Below are 16,155 nucleotides of genomic sequence, written 5' to 3'. Positions count from 1 at the left end.
CGAATGATTGAAGAGGGGGAAGGACAGATATGAAGCTGATTTCTATTTCGGGCGAAAACGTTCCACCGAGCAAAGGAGGCTCTCCTGCAGAGACGTTTGACCGCTCGATAGCCACCTGGGAGGAAAACGGACAGCAAACGACATTGACCGTTACCTATGTCCGCTACTTCGTAAAGGTCCTGGCTGAACGCGGTATTTACGATCAAGAGGCGGAGGGGATCCCTGTCACTCATTTGGTTGCCCTCTTGTTTGCGGATAAATATCCGAACCTTCCGGAAAAACGACACTACATCAACAATACGGAAGACTTCCTAGCACTGTTTGAGGATTTCTCGCTCGCGAAATGGAAAGAACGTTACCCGGGCATTATCGTACACTCGATTGCGTAAAGAAGTTTCACATACGGCATAGCAGGGGTAGGGCATGCTATAGGCATCCAATTATTGGAGTTGATCAGCATGCTTTCTCTGTTATTGTCTCTTTCTCTGGCTGCCACTGGAGAGCCGTTCATTGCCCCACACCAAACAACAGCTACCGCCCCGGTTTTTCATCAGCTCGCCACTCAAGAGTACGATGTCTATCTCAAGCACTGGCAAAAAGGAACAGAGCTTCAGCTAAGCCACCCGCTGTTTCGGCTTAGCAAGGTTTCGGCTGGGCCCACGTCCTTTCCTACTATTCTTTTCGATGGGGAAGCAAACGGCGGCACAGGGCAGATCTCGATGACGTTTTACAACAGGGGGATCAGATCTTTTCGCCGCCGGGAACGGTCCAAAAGGCGCGAGTAGACGACAGGCAGCGCAAGTTTGTGGTCTCTGCCGCTATTCCTCGCCTGCTGATTGGGCAAACGGGCGCCATTCAGGTGACTTTCACCGGAGAAAATGGCAAGCGTGCTGCTTTTTACGTGAAAGCAAAGTTTTAGAGAGAAATGCTTCAAGGGCTGTTTCCGCATGCATCGGGAAGGAGGAGTGCGGATGATTGAAGTCAAGCAAGTCAGCAAACGCTTTGGCGATTTTACTGCCGTTCGCGATGTGTCGTTTCGTGTGGAGGCAGGGGAAGTATACGGTCTTCTGGGGGAGAACGGCGCAGGGAAAACGACGACGATGCGCATGATGGCGACGATTCTGCAGCCTACTACAGGAGATATCGAGATCAGCGGCTTCTCTGTCCAGCGGGATCCGGTCGAGGTACGGCGCAGGATCGGCATCCTCTTTGGGGGAGATGTCGGGCTGTACAATCGGTTGACGGCAAGAGAAAACATCGCGTATTTCGGGAGCTTGTACGGTCTGGAGCAGGCCAGGCTGCAGGAGAGGATCGACAGCCTGAGCCGAATGCTGGATATGGAAGAATTCATCGACAGGCGGGTCGGCTCCTTTTCTCGGGGGATGAAGCAGAAGGTGGCGATCGCACGTACCCTCGTACACGATCCCGATGTAGTTCTTCTGGATGAGCCGACCACGGGACTCGATGTTACGGCCGCCAACAATTTTCGCAGAATGGTCGCCCGTATGCAGGAGGAAGGAAAAACGATTCTGTTTTCGAGCCACAACATGGGGGAAATTAACAAGCTGTGCAAACGAGTGGCTTTGATTCACAAAGGGAGCATGCGCTTTGCAGGCACACTGGAGAGCATGCGGGAGCAGTACGGGATTCATGACCTGGACGATATTTTCATGGCCGTGGTGGAAGGGAGCGAGAACTGATGGGCAGACGTGTCATCTGGACGGTGTTTCAAAAGGAGCTTCTCGACCTGTTTCGCGACCGCAAAACATTGCTGGGAACCTTTCTGGTGCCTCTGGTCATTATTCCGTTCGTTTTCTTTTTGCTGGGAATGTCCTATAGCAATGTCGAAAAAGAGGCGCGTGCCTACGTACCGATCGCGATTCATGGAACATCCGGACTGACTGCTGCCCTAGAAAAAATACCAGGTGCACGGATCCTGCAGCCGGAAAATGCAGAGCAGGCGCTGCAGGGGGGAATGCTGCGGGCTATTGTGACGATCCCTTCCGGCTTTGACGAGACGATTGCTGCGGGGAGAACAGGGGCGCTGACGGTTGCCTACGACTCCACCAATCAAAAATCCGTCTACGCGCGGGATGTGATCGAGCAGACGGTGAAAGCGTATAGTCAGGAGATCGTAGCCCAACGCTTGCAGCATGCGGGGCTTTCTCCAAAGGCCATCGAGCCGATCGCTTCGACGTATCAAAACGTGGCCACGGAGGAACGCTTGTCCGGTGGCATGCTGGCCGGTATCATTCCGTTGATGCTTGTTGTTTCTCTGGCCTCTGGGGGAGTTGCCGCCGCCAATGATCTGGTCGCAGGAGAAAAAGAGCGGGGAACGCTGGAGTCGCTGATGACGGCCCCGATTGCCGCCAATCATATTTTAACCGCCAAGCTGCTGGCTGTGATGGTGATGAGTACGATGAGCGCTCTGGCTTCCTTGGTCTCGGTGTCTCTGGTGCTGAGCTTTGGACCGTTGGATACGGAAGGGGCTGGGTTTTCCCTAGGCTTTTTTTCGCCTGCCACCCTGTTGGTTTTGGTGCTGACCATTCTTTTGCTTGCCGCGATGTTTGCCGGTTTGGAGCTGGTTCTGAGCACGATCGCGAAGTCTTTTAAGGAAGGGCAGACGTATATGAGCGGAATCATCTTCGTAGCGATGGTGCCCTCCTACATGCTGATGCCGCTGAACCCGGTGGATATTCCTTTTTTATATTACGTGCTGCCCGTCTTCAATGGCGTCGCTCTCTGCAAGGAAGTCTTTTACGGAAGAGTCGATCCGGTACACGGATTGGTCGGACTGGGCACTTCTTTGTTGTACGTTGTTGTCATTATTGCCTGGAGCTCTCGATTATTCCGGAGGGAGGGAGCCGTCGTAAAAAATTAAAACGAGTTGCCCTGTTGCTGGTATGAATGTTGAAAGCTGGTGAGTGCGAGTGAATCCGCTTTATTTGGGTGTCCTTCTGGTATTTGTGTCAGCAGCAGCCTTCGGTGTCATGACGATTTTCGCCGTATTTGCCTACGGGGCAGGCGTATCGGTCTCGACTTTGCTGTTTTTGCGGTTTTTGTTTGCCTCAGCGATTTTCTTCGGCCTGATCCTCTGGAAGAAGGAGTCCGTACGCGTCAATAAAAAACAACTGCTAAGCCTGTTTCTTCTGGGCGGCATTCTGTACACGATGCAGTCGCTCAGCTTTTTCTCTGCGGTTCAGTATATTCCGACATCGATGGCAGCCCTGCTGTTGTATACGTTTCCGGCGTTTGTGGCGATCCTCAGCTTTTTCGTAGAGAAGGAGAAGCTGCGCAAAAAAACGATCATCGCGATGGCCATATCATTTGTGGGGCTGGCGATGGTACTGGGGCTTTCCTTTGGGGAGATTCATCCACTTGGCGTATTCCTCGCGCTGGCCGCGGCGATCTTTTACTCCGTGTACATCATTGTCGGTAATCGGGTGGTAAAGGGGTTGTCTCCGTATGTGACCTCTGCTTACATCACACTGTTTGCCTGCTTCTCCACGTTTTTGGTCGCCCAAAAGGATGGCGGGATCGATCTGTCCTTTGACGTGCAGGGGTGGTTTGCCTTGGCGGGTATCGTTGTCTTTTCTACAGTGGTCGCCATCAGCACATTCTTCCGGGCCTTGCAGCTGATCAGCTCAACCAAAGCCTCGGTGCTCAGCACATTTGAGCCCGTCGTGACCTTTGTCGCATCGGCCCTGCTGTTAGGGGAATCCTTTACCTGGCTTCAGCTGGTGGGAGGCGCGGCCGTGCTTGGGGGAGCAGTTCTCATCGTATCGGGGAAGGAAGAAGCGGAGGGACAAGCAGCAGAAAAAGTGGAAGCCGTTTCCTAGATAGACTTAGGCATCGGCAGAAAAAAGACGCTCAAGCGAACGTGAACTGCACCTCTAAATGTTAGATGTGTCTAACAAATGGGGTGCAGTTCATCGCAGGAGCGTCTTTTATATTTTCAGAAGCTGCGGTTTATTCGGTCATTTGGGAGCGGATGAGCCAGCCGGCACCATAGACACCAGCATCGTTGCCCAATGTGGCGGCTACAATCTGCGTGGATTCTACCACGTATGTGAAGGGGACGAAGCGGGCGAAAGACTCACGGACTCGTGAAAAGAGAAACTCTCCAGCTGCCGCCACACCGCCACCGATGACGATCTTGGCGGGATTCAGCAAGATTGCCAGGTGGGACAGGGCTAGACCAAGGTAGAGGGTGGCCTGCTCGACGATGGCAAGTGAGGCTGTGTCGCCCTCTTTGGCAGCATCGAGAACGTTTTTTGCCTTGAGCTCACCGTGCTGTGCCAGTGCCGCGGCCAGTGCGGGACTCGTGCCGTTCGTGGCAGCCAGCTTGCCTTCGCGGATGATGGCAGTAGCAGAGGTATAGGTCTCCAGACAGCCGGTCTTGCCGCAGTTGCAGATCGAGCCGCCGCCTGGTGTCATGGTGATATGCCCAATTTCGCCGCCGACGCCATTGATGCCGTGAACGACATTCCCGTGGACGATGATTCCGCCGCCCACACCTGTTCCGAGCGTAATGGCTACGAGGTCTTCCGCACCTTGCCCGGCACCTTGCCACATCTCGCCCAAAGCAGCCATGTTGGCGTCATTTTCCACAGCTACAGGCAGACCTGACAGCGCTTTCAGTTTCTCACGGAGGGGGACAGGCTTTCGCCAATGCAGATTGACAGCTTGCATGACGATACCGTTTTTTGCGTCGATCGGACCGGGGACACCCACGCCGATTCCAAGGGTCTGTGCTTTACTGTACTCGTGCTGCGCGAGAAGTGCATCAGCCATCTCTGCGATTTTTTGCAAAACCCCGTCTTCGCCTTGTGCGACGGGAGTAGGCTCCTGCGTCTTGGCCACCAGCTCTCCATCCGGGGTAATCAAGGCCATTTTAATCGCGGTTCCACCTACGTCTACACCTACGATGATTTGCTGCACGACTGTCCCCTCCCATCCATTTCATTCCCATCTTTTTCTATCTTATCACGCCCAAGACAGCATAGCGATTCCCAAAAATGGCTATACAGGATATGATGGGTAGAGAAACGATAATATCCGTGAGCGAGGGAAGGAAGAGGGGATCTGCCTTGAAACGAGCCAGATTAATCTACAATCCGAGCTCCGGCCGGGAGATCGTGCGTCGGAGATTGCCGGATATCCTTGATTATATGGAATCCGCCGGATACGAGACATCCTGCCATGCAACGAAGGGTGAAGGGGATGCGACCGAGGCGGCAGCACGTGCTGTTGCCAGGGGATACGACCTGATCATCGCTGCAGGTGGAGATGGAACGATCTATGAAGTGGTAAACGGGATGGCCGAGCTGAAATCACGTCCGTCCTTAGGAATCATTCCGTGTGGTACGAGCAACGACCTCGCCCGCGCTGTCGGCATACCCAAATCGATCAGCCGGGCTTGCGAGATTATCTCCAAAGGCAAGAAGAAGAAAATCGACCTCGGTCGGATCAATAACCGTTATTTTATCAATATCGCAGGTGGAGGCTCGCTGACGAATCTCACGTACGAGGTTCCGAGCAAGCTGAAAACGATGATCGGTCAGTTGGCGTATTACGTCAAAGGGCTGGAAAAGCTGCCCTCCCTGCACCCGATCCGCGTTCGTCTGGAAAGCCGCAAAGAAGTGCTTTTGGACGAAGAGATCATGATTTTCCTCATTGCCAATAGCCATTCTGTCGGCGGCTTCGACAAGCTCGCCCCAGATGCGGACCTCTCAGACGGCAAGCTGGACGTCATCGTAGTGAAAAAGATGAACATCGCCGAATTTATTCGTTTGGCGACGTCGGCTGTGCGCGGCGAGCACTTGAAGGACCCGAACATTTTATATTTCCAGGCAGACTACATCAAGGCGACCTCCCCAGGAACGGAAACCGTGCAGCTCAACCTGGATGGTGAGCTCGGAGGACAGCTCCCCTGCGTGGTGGAAGCATTGCCAGGCCATATCGAGTTGTTCGTGCCGTAGGAAGATAGTAAAATGAATAGCAACTACTTCAGGGATGCCATCGACGCATCCCTGGCGTTTGTCCCGATGGGAATCAGGCAAGTGCCGAATAAAGGAGCAAAGAAACTGTGGCGAAGATGACAAAGAAGCGGCGCGGACCGCAGCAGGCACCAAAAGCAGAGCTGAATGTGCCTGTGCGTGTGGGACAAACCGTGGAAGTGGAGATTACCGGACTGAATCACGAAGGAGCCGGTGTAGGCCGGATTGAAGGATATACGCTTTTTGTAGACGGTGCACTTGCGGGAGAGAAAGTGCGCGCACGCGTCGATCATGTGAAGAAAAATTTCGGATTCGCGAAGCTGGCGAGTGTCATGGAGGCTAGCACAGCGAGATCGATGCCGCCCTGTCCCGTCTACGACCGTTGCGGAGGCTGTTCCTTGCAGCATCTCGTCTATGAGGAGCAGCTGCGTCACAAGCAGCAGATCGTCAAAGACAATCTACGTCGCATTGGCGGCTTTTCCGTAGAGGGAGATGGAGCGATCACCGTTCACCCGACACTCGGCATGACCGATCCATGGCGCTATCGCAACAAAGCCCAGGTACCGATCGGCGAGGAAAACGGCGCGCTCGTAGGCGGCTTTTACGCGGAGAAATCCCACTCGATCATTGACATGGACGAGTGCCTGATCCAGCATCAGGCCAATGACGAAGCCGTAGCTGCTGTGAAGAAAATCGCCACCTCGCTGAACATTTCGCCCTACGACGAAGTGCGTCACAGCGGATTGCTGCGCCATGTCGTGGTAAAAGTTGGTGTGAAAACGGGAGAAGTCATGGTTGTGCTCGTAACGACCGAGGAGACAATCCCGCGCGTGGAAGAGCTGGTAGAGGCGATCCGCACTCAAGTGACCGGCGTGGCCAGCATCGTGCAAAACGTCAATCCGGACAAGACCAACGTCATTTTCGGGAAGAAGACCGTGACGCTATGGGGCAGCGATGTCATCTACGATTATATCGGCGCTATCAAATTCGCTATCTCGGCGCGCTCGTTCTATCAGGTGAACCCGGCGCAAACCGAGGTCTTGTACAACAAGACGCTCGAATACGTAGGAGCGACTGGTACCGAGACGGTCATCGATGCGTACTGCGGGATCGGGACCATTTCGCTGTTTCTGGCGCAGAAGTCCAAGCACGTCTACGGCGTAGAAATCGTGCCGGAAGCGATCGAGGACGCCAACCGCAATGCGGAGCTGAACGGCGTGAAGAATGCTACGTTTGAGACAGGCCCGGCCGAGGTCGTGATTCCAGCGTGGAAGGAAAAAGGGATCAAGCCGGATGTCATCGTGGTCGACCCGCCTAGAAAAGGCTGCGACGAGGCGCTGCTCACGACCATTTTGGAGATGAAGCCGCAGAAGGTCGTGTACGTTTCCTGTAACCCGTCAACGCTGGCTAGGGATTTGAAGGTGCTGGCGGAAATGTATGAGGTCGTGGAAGTGCAGCCGGTGGATATGTTCCCGCATACGGGGCATGTTGAGTCGGTGGCGTTACTCGTAAGACAATTTGTAACTAAGCAATAAACCTTTGACATTCAAAATAAACACCTGACAAAAATCAAAATAAACATTTGATTTCAGCCTGGGGAGAGAGTGGAGGGAAAATGGAGAAATCCAATAACTTCAAGCCCTCTTCCCTGCTTTTGCCCCAAAACTCTATTATGACAAAAATAATGTTTTGGTTGAAAAAATGGAGTCAAAAATGGAGAAAATCATGGATCCGTACCAAGACTTTATTTTGACCGGCAACGGTAGAATGCCGGTTGAGACGGGGAAAAAAGCAGAACTATTTTTTGTCTGCACAGAATGATACAGGTGATTCAAGTCTTTAAGCAAGGGAAATATGACTCTAACACTTTAGCGTGTAAGACTAATACAGCGGCCATAAGTGAGAATGGTGAAAAATTGCGTTAAAATATAACAACAAATCGCCTGTCTTAGCGTAATTCCTCAGTAAAAAAGAATAGTTGTTAGTCATTGGTAAACTAAGAACCCGAACGATTGCATATCCAATCATTCGGGTTCTTAAGTTTCCTTTTAATTAGAAAAGGCAATAAGTTGGTCAATCTTTTTCGCAGCTTCTTTATCTGCTTTTGATAAAACATGGACATATACTTCCGTGCGCGGAACATATGTTCGGTGACAAACTAGCGTCAATAGGTTAAGTCACAATTATTGTTAAGTACTTTCGAGGAGTGTGGCCCATTGAATAAAATTCAAAATATGCTTTATTACATTATCGTCGGGTTACAGAAATGGCCTAATAACTATGCGCAAATCCCGGATGAGCTTCACAAGGGAATGCTTATGTTTATACAAGAAGCTGCAAGATCAGGAGGTGAAGTCCCTGCTGATTTGCATAGGCTACTTCAAATTTTGCATAAACCATCAAATGAATGGGGGATTCAGGGGTTAGTAGAATACTACCCAGGCGAAGCATCTTTGATTGAGGAATTCGTTGGGATCACTCCGGATGCGGAGGATTTCATAAATACATATATATCTCCTGAAGAAGCACAACAGAGGAATATGTTTGCCATCTTACAATTCTGTAGAGATGAAAGTCGGAAATTGCAGACAGAGTATACACAAATCCGTACATTTTTGTCGCAGCCCCAAAATGCTGTATTATCATCATTTCAACTTGCTCAATTCGCTGAATCGTTTCGTGATCGTGAACTAAGTATACTTGTTCGACAATGCTATGAAGAGGTAACTTCACTCCTGGTTAATTATCGTAAATGTCCGCATTGTGGATGGACACTTGAGTATAAACATGACCGATGGCGTTGCAACAAAGAAAATATATGTCATTCACTGGCTGACTTTGAAGTGGTAGACCAATTCGATTTCAAAAATGAACGTGTCTATCGATTACTTTCCGGTATTCAGAGATACGTACTGTTGCCTGGGATCTCTGAAACGAAACTTGCTGATTTCTTAAAACGGAAAGGGTATGGAGTAGAATTATACCCTAACATTGATGAATATGACCTTGCAGTCTCACTTCATAACAACCAGATATTTCTTGATGTAAAAGATTTCAAAGACCCAAGCACACTAGCAAATTTCTTTAACCAAAAATCACAAGCATATATAGAGAAGTACGGTCAACGCGTCTATGTAGTTATTCCTAAATATCGAAATGATTTATTTCCATTTTATAGTAAGAGGGCGTTTACACTTCTAAATGATGAAGCAAAGAAATTTATAAATATTATTATGGAAAATGAAGTGGAAAAAACGCTAAAGAAGGTGTTCTTTTGAGAAAAACGTTTTGGGATTTAACCGAGGAAATAAGTAAAGAATTTTTTTCATTGGAGTTACCAAAATCTGAAATATCAACAATAATAAGTATGGAAATATTTATTACGGGCTGCCTTTTGATTGACCCGCTACTTGATATTGATCAAGCTTGGTCGGTTTTGGTCGGTTATGATGAACCGATCTTAAATAACATCGAGCGTATGGATATTGTAGCCCGTCTTAGAATTTTATTTCCTGAGTTAAGGAGTAAGAAGATACTCGTCCGGCGAGTTGAATCCTATCGAACTATTGATAAGAAATATCGGTTGTTTGATATCAACGAAGAGAGAAAGACCAACAAACTTGTTCCGCTATTTCTAAGCAATAGGCATACTGTTTACGAACAAATACTGAATAAACCAATCCCAAGACAAATCAATGATATGCCATTTGCCATTCAGGGCAAATTCGAGTATTCAAGAATTGTAAGAGGAGGAATAGCTCAAAACTTCTCTGGAAGCATTCCAGAAGCTTTAATTGAGAATGAAAAACGTTTGCTGCCCTCCAATCGTGAGAAAAAGAAACTAAGTCTAGAGCTACCGTTTAATGGACTTTCGTTGGCAAGGGAAATGGATGGAATCGTTGGTAAATCTATGGCATGGGAAAACAGAGCAAGGTCAGTTGTGCTGGAGTCACTAGATCGGGTTAAAGAGTTTATTTATAAAGGAAACCAGCATGTTGGCGGTGCATTAGGAGCCGGGAAATCAACTTTCATGCTCATGGAAACTTATCGACTTGTGAAGCAGGAAGGTGCCCGAATAGGATTTATTGAAGGCAGTGTTTCTCAAGTGATAGAGCGTGTCAGAGTTCTCCGTGAGTTAGGTATTAATGCCGCTCCGATCATTGGCAAGTCATCTAGGAAGTTGCATCAAGAGAACTTCTTGTTTGCAAATTCTAGTGAGATTTTTGAAATTAGTGATTGGTCGAAGGATGAATTTCAAGATTTAAAACACCTATCTGACGTTTGTGTAATTAAGGCCCTATCTGAGAATTACGAACGGAACAGTCATTATCCCTGCACTCGGTTAAAGCAAGATAATAAATCAGTGAAGTGCCCGTTGGCGAATCATTGCGGAGTTTATTGCGATCTCTCTCGACTTGCCGAAGCCGATGTTTGGGTGGCTACGTCTGCAAGTGTGCTCCAAACAAGAATACCGGCCATGATAGATCCTCTTGAGAGAACAATTTATGAAGCAATGTACGACTTGATGGATATTGTATTCATAGACGAAGCTGATGAAGTGCAAAAGCAATTCGATGAGACATTTTTATCGGAATATAATATTTTTGGAAATGTAGAAGATATCTTCGAACGGTTGTTTAACGAATCCAATCAGCTGACTAATGGACAGTACCAGTTTGCTGGTGATCCTGTAGTGAATGAGTGGAAGGATAAGCTTCGTCAATTGGATCACATGATCTGGAGGATATATAACAAGTTAGATTATTCTCACACATTGCGTAAAAATATCAGCCGTAATCTTATTAGAGTAGCAGCGCTAGCAGATTCATTGAGCGATAAGATTTCCGATAACGCAGAGGAACAAAAGAAAATACGAAAATGCCTGATGAATTATGCAAGTGAACCATTTCAAGATCCTACCCTATCAAATATTGTTGACAAGTTAATTGAAACGGAAAATATCGAAGAGAAACAAAAGCTGCTTACCAAAATTACAGGGAAGCTGCTTAAAGGAACAATCCAGCCGCGGGTAAACCGAGAGTTATTTTATGCTCAGTTGGAGTTCTTTATCTATTTATGTAGAGCGGAAGAATGCATTAAATTCATTCTGACTTCCTTCACTATGATACAAGCAAAGCTTGGAATGTCTGTAGATTTTTCTCCGTTATTTACGATGCAAAGAGATTATCAACCATTCATGAAAGAAGCCATGACAGGCACAATGATAGGATACAAATATGACTTGAAAGATGGGGATTCGACAGGAGCATTTAAATTAGTTGAATACACTGGAGTAGGCAGATTATTGCTGCATGACTGGCACCGTGTTTATGAGGATTCAGATCAGAAACAAGGGCCGGCGGTTATCTTTTTATCCGGTACAAGCCATGCACCCGATTCTGCACATTATCACTTGAATATACGCTCAAAATGGATTCTCAAAGCAGAAAGATTACCTTCGGAAATTAGTATGACTTTCAAGCCATTACTTAATGTTCGTCAAGACGGATTTCTAGAGGTATCAGGAATTCGAGATGAAGAGACTAGAAACAGCAATCTGTATGAGATGGTCCAGCAACTTAAATCCGACTTTCAATACGAATTAAATCATTGGAAAAGCAGGGGGACTGCAAGAAGAATCCTCTTGGTAGTTAACTCCTATGACGATGTTGCAACTGTCGGAAGGGTATTTCGTGGCGATCATAGTTGGGAAGGGCGCTATAAGATTCTATCAAGGGAAAAAAGCCATGAGAGTGATCAATTTCCAAGATCAATGATTGAATCATTTCGTAAAGAAAAGGCGGAAGTATTGGTTGTTCCGCTCATGTCAGTAGGTAGGGGTTATAACATATTAGATCAACAAGGAGAGGCGTTATTCGGATCGGTCTTTTTCCTAGTACGACCTTATCCTATGCCCAACGACATGAAATACATGGTTCAAATTCTCCACGCTTACTTGCCTAGTTATTTGAAACGAATAGAGGGACAGAGTATGTATTACGAAAAAGCTGTGTCCAAATTACGTCAAATCAGTAGTGCCAAGTTCGAAACGATGTACAAAAAGCCTGATTTTTGGTCGATTCTGAGTGATTCTGAAAGAGAAGTCATGGCGTGGTTTACTTTCATACCGATTTGGCAAATGATCGGACGATTATTGCGCGGCGGTAAGAATGCTAGAGTGTTCTACTGTGACTCAAAATTTGATGCTAAGCCGGCTGGAAAACCAGAAGGAATGTCCATGTTGGATAGCTGGAGTTCAATCATGCAGAAGCACAAAAGCGATCCTTTGTTTGAAAGCTTGTATGGTCCTTTTATCCAGGGAATAAATAAAATGATTCGGGAGGTACATTGTAATGAAGATGATGGAGCTGTTTATGCTGGAAATTGATGAATCATTGTTTTATAACGAAACCATTTATTATATGAAAATGCCGGAAAGCTGGCGTAATTTCTTTAATAAAGAGCGTATAAATGGAGGTTATAAGCTTTCATATAAAGTAGAACCGCTAGGGAAGAAGCTGAGAAGCATATTTTCCGAAATAATCAGCGTTTATTCTGACAACAAAGTTCTGCTTCATGATCGGCCATGGCTAGTTTCAACAAAAATAATTTCGGAGTTCTATATTAGACAACTGACACTTGGATGGCTGGCTCACTTAAAAGGATATTCGATTTCTGAATTACCTCAAGATGTAAGGGATTCGCATCCTGTTTGGGTGTCATGTACTTTCGGTGATATCCACGAATTCGTAGATAACTATCAATGGGTTCCAGGTATGGCTGCAATCAAGTTTTGTGAAGATCCAAAGTTTCTTGATCTTGGAAATGAGCTGCGTACAGAACTAAAATTCTATCATGTTATTTTCAATGGTAAGCATGAATGCATTTCTAGTCCGATTCGAAAATCCCATCGTCATGATCCGTTTTCTTATGTGATTCGGCTTGATTTGAAGACTCGAGGAGGAGATGCTGGACGATATTTATTAACGGTCTCACTTGGAACAAGAAGATATCTAAGGAATGAACAAATAAAAGATGGAAAATGTTTTATGAGATCAAGTCATGCCTGTTCAGTACTTGTCTCAGTAAAAAATCCATATGAAACTAATACAGACAGATCTTTTTCCCAATTAAAAATTGAGAGGCATTCTGGAAGTAGCTCTTCCTTTACTACTTGGGAGACCGCTTTGGACGGGTTGTACTGGGATGTGATAAATGGGGAGTCATTCGATTCTGATTTATTGCTCGTAAATCCAAAGATCTATTACGAAGGAAATGGCGATGTTACTGCTTATGTCGTAAATAACAATCTTTTTAAAGGGAATAGTGTGAAAGCAGGAATTGGCCTCCCTGAAAAAAGTGCCTTGTTTAACTTGATCAAAAGCCTATTAGTAGGCTTTGGTGCAAAGGAGCTTCAGCTGATCCCAGACATTACTCGTCGAGGTATGAATGACAGTCGCTTTCCAATGGTCACTCCGAATGAAGAAAGACTAACTATCGAGATTTATAGTTCTGAAAAAATGTTTAAGAAGATCAAGGAAGTGCTGTCTACAGCACAAAAATCAATTGAGTACGTTGTTATCCTTGATAAACTTTCTGATTCCCTCTTTAGGCTCAATTGTGATAAAGAGGTTATTGTTGAACTTGTTCATTGCATTCCCGAAGGAATTGTCGCTGAACTAGAGATAGACAAATACAAGGATAAATCACTTGCACAGAGCAAACGTATCAATCAGATTGCCAAGCAGTTATTCAATGCCGAACGACGGGACAATCCGGTCGTAGCTCTCGTAGAAATCGATGAAAAGGTTAAATGGAGAGAGGGCACTGATCCAAAGAAGGCCATCAGGGAAGGAATGAAAAAAACGGGACGTCTCACTCAATTCATCTATCCATTAGCAGATGATGAGACTGGGGATGTTTCCCGAATTATTAATGCTACATTGGACCTCTTCAATGACTACGGTTTGCTCAGTGATAATGTCAATAAAATCAATATTCCTGGAACGCTGTTATCTATCACTGTCTTGAAAGCAGGCAATAAATATTTACCTGCAATTTCAAGATTAATCGGTACTGATCTAAGTATAAAGATGTTAGGCAACAATTCTTGGATGTCCTTACAGGATGCAGCACTGAAAATGGATGATTCCAAATTCCTCGATAATCCACGTAAAGAAAATCGAAGCAGTGAAGTATTTGATGCATTTATCACAAAAGTGATCGAAAATGAATTAGATCGGTGTGAGGGACAACTAATTGTATTGGTGAATGCTACCTTAAGGAACAATTGGATGCGATCAATTGGTAATACCAAAATACAATGGGATCGAACTCCTGTTATCAATGAACGCCTGTACAATGAATCTCGATTAAAGTTTATTCGCATCAATGCAACAGACGATGTCCCTCAGTATCGGATTATTATTAATGATGTATGGAATGAATTTAATAAGGCATCAGGAATTTTTAAAGATTCTATCGGTGCGTACTATGGTGTGGGCGGAAGACCAAGTGCTTGGAAAGGAATTGCTAATGATGCAACTAAGTTTTTATCGCCGTCGAAGCTTTTGCTTCAGCAAAGGGCTGTTGAATACATTCCCTTAGGAGCAAAGGACAAAAATGAAATGGATGACCTAGCAATTCTAGCGGATCATTTAAGACGATTAGGATTGACTTATGATAAGCACACTATTCTTCCGCATACGATGCGTGTCCTGAACTCTTTATCAAAATACATAACCGGTAATGAAGACAATTATGATTACGATGCAGAGTTTGATGAAGAAGTGGAAGTGGAGTCAGAGGAAGGCATGGTAGAGGTAAAATAGAAATTGTTTCCGCATTAATAGCGAACAAGATACATAGGCAACGAGCAGGAAGGAAAGGACTGGATAGTGACGAAATATAAACTTTATTGAATTGGCTACTAATAATGAGGGGAATTGCCATGATCGATAAAGTTATCCGTATCTTTAACATTATAAACGCTATTCAAGCAAATCCCGGAATTTCCGCAACTGACCTAGCTCAGAAATGCGACGTGAATATCCGAACCATTTATAGGGATCTGGATATTCTCAGCCTAATAGCACCTGTCACCAACGAAGGTAGAGGCACTGGGTATCGTTTTTTAGGTAAGTTTTTTTTGTACCCTCTTAACTTCACTGAACAGGAAGCTCTAGCATTTTCATTGTTACCTTCCGTATTAGATATCGATAATTTACCGCCTGGCTTTGAGACTGCATATGATAAAGTGATGGGAACGCATCGTAAGGAAAAATCACAGCAAAACAGAATTATTGAGGATATAGCTGGCATTATTCAGATGGGAACACCCGCTTATCGCCAAGAAAGCCAAAATTTCCTGCAGCCAATCATACAAGCGATCTTAGAGGAAAGAACAATCGACAGCGTTTATCATACTCAATACCGTAATACAACCACTGAGCGTAAAATTGATCCCTATTACCTCGTGCCACGTGATCAACGGTTCTACTTGATTGGTTATTGCCATTTGAAAAAAGAAATTCGTACGTTTCGAATCAGCCGCTTTCTGAAGATTGATCCTACAACTCAGTCATTTGACAAAGGAGACTTCAATATAAAGAAGTATCTGAAAAACACATGGTCGATTGAACAGGGAGATAAGAATATTACTTTCAAAGTGCGTTTTAATGCAGCAGTTGCTCGCTATATCAAAGAAGAGGAACTGTTTGTCCATCCACGTATGAAAGATCAGAAAGACGGTAGTATGATTTTCGAAGTCACGGTAAATAACGAAAAAGAGTTCATCAGATGGATTTTGCAATATGGACCTGCAGCAGAAATTCTAGAACCACAGTCCGTTCGCTCTTCATTGAAGGAACAATTAAATGAGTGGAAACAAATGTATCATTAATTAACGTGCGAAGGCTCTTTGAAAAGGGTCTTCTTTTTTTATTTTTTGAGACGAACAAATATTCGCTGACAGGCTCATGTCATGATCACAGATGCATTATGTAGTTAGTAGAATTGGACGATCAAGTGAGAATGCCACAACATGAATCAAGTCATATTTAAACGAGGTGAATGATGAATCTGACTCTGACTCTGATTCTAACGAAACATGCCTCCAAGCATTATATGAAATAGGAAGTAACGACCATACGGCATA

12 protein-coding genes are annotated in these 16,155 nt (G+C 45.7%); 11 read left to right on the top strand and 1 reads right to left on the bottom strand.

Translation table 11 applies throughout. From position 1 onward, the window contains the following. The first annotated feature begins 29 nt into the window (after positions 1 to 29). The 5 genes from EDM55_RS09345 to EDM55_RS09325 all read left to right on the top strand — a co-directional run bounded on the left by EDM55_RS09345 (position 30) and on the right by EDM55_RS09325 (position 3,839). Positions 30 to 389, top strand: a complete 360-nt coding sequence (locus tag EDM55_RS09345; RefSeq protein WP_092267355.1) for a hypothetical protein — start codon at positions 30 to 32, stop codon at positions 387 to 389. 69 nt (positions 390 to 458) lie between these two features. After that, positions 459 to 785 (top strand): hypothetical protein, encoded by a 327-nt coding sequence (locus EDM55_RS09340; protein WP_122960174.1) that lies wholly within the window; start codon positions 459 to 461, stop codon positions 783 to 785. A 186-nt stretch (positions 786 to 971) separates the two neighbouring features. Continuing rightward, on the top strand, positions 972 to 1,700 hold the full coding sequence (locus tag EDM55_RS09335; protein WP_092267353.1) for an ABC transporter ATP-binding protein: 729 nt from the start codon (positions 972 to 974) through the stop codon (positions 1,698 to 1,700). Next, entirely contained in the window at positions 1,700 to 2,881 is a 1,182-nt protein-coding gene (locus EDM55_RS09330; protein WP_092267352.1) for an ABC transporter permease, read from the top strand. Before EDM55_RS09335 ends, EDM55_RS09330 begins: the two co-directional genes overlap by 1 nt. 49 nt (positions 2,882 to 2,930) lie before the next feature. Further along, positions 2,931 to 3,839, top strand: a complete 909-nt coding sequence (locus EDM55_RS09325; RefSeq protein WP_122960173.1) for an EamA family transporter — start codon at positions 2,931 to 2,933, stop codon at positions 3,837 to 3,839. Positions 3,840 to 3,969: 130 nt separating this feature from the next. Here the strand turns inward: EDM55_RS09325 and EDM55_RS09320 are convergent, their stop codons facing one another. Then, the gene (locus EDM55_RS09320) at positions 3,970 to 4,941 is read right to left on the bottom strand and encodes an ROK family glucokinase (protein WP_122960172.1); all 972 of its coding nucleotides are present in this window, start codon (positions 4,939 to 4,941) and stop codon (positions 3,970 to 3,972) included. A gap of 149 nt (positions 4,942 to 5,090) precedes the next feature. Here EDM55_RS09320 and EDM55_RS09315 point away from each other — a divergent pair, with 149 nt between their 5' ends. The 6 genes from EDM55_RS09315 to EDM55_RS09290 all read left to right on the top strand — a co-directional run bounded on the left by EDM55_RS09315 (position 5,091) and on the right by EDM55_RS09290 (position 15,900). Then, the gene (locus tag EDM55_RS09315; RefSeq protein WP_092267347.1) at positions 5,091 to 5,981 is read left to right on the top strand and encodes a diacylglycerol kinase; all 891 of its coding nucleotides are present in this window, start codon (positions 5,091 to 5,093) and stop codon (positions 5,979 to 5,981) included. A 107-nt stretch (positions 5,982 to 6,088) separates the two neighbouring features. Continuing rightward, positions 6,089 to 7,534: a 23S rRNA (uracil(1939)-C(5))-methyltransferase RlmD gene (rlmD, locus tag EDM55_RS09310; protein WP_122960171.1), complete on the top strand. Its 1,446-nt coding sequence runs from the start codon at positions 6,089 to 6,091 to the stop codon at positions 7,532 to 7,534. A gap of 681 nt (positions 7,535 to 8,215) precedes the next feature. Further along, positions 8,216 to 9,277 carry a restriction endonuclease-related protein gene (locus tag EDM55_RS09305; RefSeq protein ID WP_122960170.1) on the top strand — a complete coding sequence of 354 codons (1,062 nt, stop codon included), beginning with the start codon at positions 8,216 to 8,218 and terminating at the stop codon, positions 9,275 to 9,277. Then, positions 9,274 to 12,387 (top strand): pPIWI_RE_Z domain-containing protein, encoded by a 3,114-nt coding sequence (locus EDM55_RS09300; protein WP_122960169.1) that lies wholly within the window; start codon positions 9,274 to 9,276, stop codon positions 12,385 to 12,387. The genes EDM55_RS09305 and EDM55_RS09300 overlap by 4 nt, the downstream gene beginning before the upstream one ends. After that, a complete protein-coding gene (locus EDM55_RS09295; RefSeq protein ID WP_122960168.1) occupies positions 12,353 to 14,830 on the top strand; it encodes a pPIWI_RE module domain-containing protein in 2,478 nt (825 codons plus the stop codon). Before EDM55_RS09300 ends, EDM55_RS09295 begins: the two co-directional genes overlap by 35 nt. 119 nt (positions 14,831 to 14,949) lie before the next feature. After that, positions 14,950 to 15,900: a helix-turn-helix transcriptional regulator gene (locus EDM55_RS09290; RefSeq protein ID WP_122960167.1), complete on the top strand. Its 951-nt coding sequence runs from the start codon at positions 14,950 to 14,952 to the stop codon at positions 15,898 to 15,900. Positions 15,901 to 16,155: the final 255 nt, after the last annotated feature.

The organism is Brevibacillus centrosporus (genome assembly GCF_003710815.1).
GTDB classification, from domain to species: domain Bacteria; phylum Bacillota; class Bacilli; order Brevibacillales; family Brevibacillaceae; genus Brevibacillus; species Brevibacillus centrosporus.
The sequence above is the reverse complement of the archived record's forward strand: the minus strand, read 5'-3'. Positions and strand labels throughout refer to the sequence as shown.